Consider the following 2438-nt stretch of genomic DNA (forward strand, 5'->3'; position numbering starts at 1 on the left):
CCAGACGTAAGATAGCCGGTCGCTACAGATGGGTATAGGAGCATGGCCGTACGCACCGTCACCACCGACCCGCGCGTCGCCGCGGCCGCCGCCCGCGCCCGGCGGCTCACCCGCGAGGCGGGCGGCGCGGTCCGCGCCGCCGACGCCGTCGAAGCACACCTGCTGTCCGCCACCCCTGGAAAGGCACGCGCGATATGACCGGGCAGAACATCCTGATCGTCGGCGCGGGAGCCGTCGGCACCCTGCTGGCCTGCGACCTGCTCCAGCAGGGCGTACCCGTCCGGCTCGTCGACTCCCGCCCCCCGCAGGAGCCCTTCGACCCGCACTCGCGGGCCGTGATGATCTGGCCCCGGCTCCTGGAGCTCCTGGAGAAGACCGGCATCACCGACGAGCTGGTCGCCCGCGGCTTCCGCGCCGACGACGTCAGCTTCTTCTCCCGCGGCCGACGCCTGGGCACCGTCCCCATGACCGGACTCGGCGCGGCCCACCCGTACGGCCTGGGCATCGTCCAGCGCGAGCTGGAGGACCTGCTGCGCGCCCGCCTCGCCGAACTCGGCGGCACCATCGAGTACGGCATCGAGCTGACCGCCCTCGACAACGCCGGCCCCCGGCCGGTCGCCGCCCTGCGGCACGCCGACGGCTCGACCGAGCACACCGAGGCGGACTGGCTCATCGGCGCCGACGGCGCCGGCAGCACCACCCGCCGCCTGCTCGACATCCCCTACCCGGGCATCCCCTTCCCGCTCGGCATCGCCCTCGGGGACTTCCCCGTCACCGGGCCCCGGGTCTCCACCGTCGAGTACCACTACGCCGACACCGGCCTGCTGCCCATGGTCCACCTGCCCGACGGCGTGTGCCGGCTGGCCACCGTCGTGATGCCGGGCGAGGCCGACTGGTCCGACCGGCCGCTCGCCGACTGGCAGCGCATGGTCGACGAGCGCACCAGCCTGCCGTACCGGCTCGGCGAACCGCTGTGGACCCGCACGTACTTCCCGCGCCCCGGAGTCGCCGAGCGGTTCCGCGACGGCCGCGTCGTCCTGGTCGGCGACGCCGCCCACTCGGTGGTGCCGCTCGGCGGCCAGGGCCTCAACCTCGGCCTCCAGGACGCCTTCAACCTCGGCTGGAAGCTCGCCGGCGTCGTCCGCGGCGAGTACGACGAGGCGATCGTCGACACGTACGACACCGAACGCCGCCAGGCCGTCGAGCAGGTGCGCACGCTGATCCGCACCGAGATGGAACTCTCCGGCGCCCCCACCCCCCGGGCCCGCCTGCTGCGGGACCTGAAGGTGGCCGCCGCCCACCGCAGCGGCTACCTGCGGTACGTGGCCGCGCCCCTGATGAGCCAGACGGGCCTGAGCTACGCCCCGGCCGACGAACCGCTGTGGCGCGCGACGCTGCGCCGCCGGGCCCGGCCCGGCGACCGGCTGCCGTTCTTCCACCGGACCCGGCAGTACGCCGGCGCCCCCGTCCTCGACCAGCACCACCCGGTCGCCCTGCTGTGGCCCGGCCACCCGCCCGTCGCCGGCTGGCAGGCCACCGCCGGGCACGCCCGCGAGGTCCTCGGCCCGCGCCTGCCGGTGCACGACCTGGCCCGGCTGACCCGGCCGGGGCGGGCCGCGCTGGCCCCGCTGTTCGGGCCCCGGCCGCTGATCGCCCTGGTCCGGCCGGACGGCCACCTCGCCCATCTCGCCCCCGCCGACCGGCCGCAGGACTGCCTCGGGCACCTGGACCGGTTCGCGGCCCGGCCGCTGACCCCCTCGCGAAGCAGGTGAGCCCCATGCGGACGCTACTGATCGACAACTACGACTCGTACACCTACAACCTCTTCCAGCTGCTCGCCGAGGTGAACGGCGAGGAGCCCGTCGTCGTCGCCAACGACGCCGTCCGGATCTCCGACCTGGACCTGGACGACTACGACAACATCGTCATCTCGCCCGGCCCCGGACACCCCGCGCGCGAGCGCGACTTCGGCGTCTGCCGCGACGTCCTCACCAAGGCGGGCGTCCCCGTGCTCGGCGTCTGCCTCGGCCATCAGGGCCTGGCCGTGTGGGCCGGCGGCGAGGTCGTGCCCGCGCCGGTGCCGGTGCACGGCGAGGTCGCCCGCGTCCGCCACGACGGGGACGACCTCTTCGCCGGCATCCCCGAGCGGTTCGGCGCCGTCCGCTACCACTCGCTGTGCGTGGCCGAACCGCTGCCGCCGGAACTCCAGGCCACCGCCTGGTCCGAGGACGGCGTCGTGATGGCCCTGCGCCACCGGCTGCTGCCCCGCTGGGGCGTGCAGTTCCACCCCGAGTCCATCGAGACCGAGTACGGCCTGCGGATGCTCGCCAACTTCCGGGACCTCACGCTGGCGGACAGGGCCGAGCGGACCGGCCAAGCCGGCCGAGCGGTGGCCCGCCCGGCCGGCCGTCCGGGGGCAGCCGGCGCCGCCCCCGCCC

At 75.3% G+C, this 2438-nt stretch carries 3 protein-coding genes; all 3 read left to right on the top strand.

Annotated elements, in window-relative coordinates; genetic code table 11:
- Positions 1 to 42 precede the first annotated feature (42 nt).
- Positions 43 to 198 carry a hypothetical protein gene (locus tag GPJ59_RS35500; protein WP_219672234.1) on the top strand — a complete coding sequence of 52 codons (156 nt, stop codon included), beginning with the start codon at positions 43 to 45 and terminating at the stop codon, positions 196 to 198.
- Positions 195 to 1772: an FAD-dependent monooxygenase gene (locus tag GPJ59_RS35505; protein WP_219672237.1), complete on the top strand. Its 1578-nt coding sequence runs from the start codon at positions 195 to 197 to the stop codon at positions 1770 to 1772. Before GPJ59_RS35500 ends, GPJ59_RS35505 begins: the two co-directional genes overlap by 4 nt.
- Before the next feature lie 5 nt (positions 1773 to 1777).
- Positions 1778 to 2438, top strand: a 661-nt coding sequence (locus GPJ59_RS35510; RefSeq protein WP_219672238.1) for an anthranilate synthase component II, incomplete at its 3' end; no start/stop codon positions are given.

Source organism: Streptomyces bambusae, from assembly GCF_019400985.1.
Lineage (GTDB): Bacteria > Actinomycetota > Actinomycetes > Streptomycetales > Streptomycetaceae > Streptomyces > Streptomyces bambusae_A.